Raw genomic sequence first — 756 nt, forward strand, 5'->3', positions numbered from 1 at the left:
TTGTCTACTTTAGTGAGTTGAGCGAACGAAAGAGAGCGAAACAAAAAACCACCTGCTATGCAGGTGGAGGGATTTAGCTTTAGCTTCAAGCACCAAGAAAACCTCCTTAAAGTATAATTGTGATAGTCACATGCACAATTAAACAAGGAGGCAATCATGGATAAAAATACTTTATCACATACAAGCTGGAGATGCAAATATCATATAGTTTTTGCGCCAAAATATAGAAGACAAGTAATATATAGACAACTAAGGAAAGATATAGGAAGCATACTTCGAGAATTATGTTCAAGAAAAGGAGTAAACATAATAGAAGCAGAGTTATGCCCAGATCATGTCCATATGTTGGTAGAAATACCACCAAAATATTCAATATCACAAATAATGGGATATTTAAAAGGAAAAAGTTCGCTGATAATATTCGATAGACATGCCAACTTAAAATATAAATATGGAAACAGACATTTTTGGTGTAGAGGATACTATGTAGATACTGTAGGCAGAAATGAAAAGAAAATAAAAGAATATATACAAAATCAATTAAAAGAAGATTATTATGCTGACCAAATAAGTATAAAAGAATACCATGACCCGTTTACGGGAGAGTCAGTAAATAAAAACAAATAAAAAACTGCTTCAGCAGTAGTTGGGATAGTGGTGCATGTGATGGAATATTCGGAGCCCCAATAGGGGCGTGCCGGTATTCGCGCCTTATAGGCGCTGCACAAACTACCAGCTAAGCTGGTAGTTTTGATT

1 protein-coding gene is annotated in these 756 nt (G+C 35.1%); it reads left to right on the forward strand.

Translation table 11 applies throughout. The annotated features are described in order from the left end of the window. The first annotated feature begins 156 nt into the window (after window positions 1-156). The gene (gene tnpA, locus AC1EJ5_RS10005; RefSeq protein WP_223418082.1) at window positions 157-627 is read left to right on the forward strand and encodes an IS200/IS605 family transposase; all 471 of its coding nucleotides are present in this window, start codon (window positions 157-159) and stop codon (window positions 625-627) included. Window positions 628-756: the final 129 nt, after the last annotated feature.

The sequence above is a fragment of the Anaerococcus sp. C0059F3 genome (genome assembly GCF_056590475.1).

What these genes read in the sequence shown, in the direction of transcription:
- tnpA (WP_223418082.1), top strand. Translation starts at nt 157, where the DNA reads ATGGATAAAAATACTTTATCACATACAAGCTGGAGATGCAAATATCAT.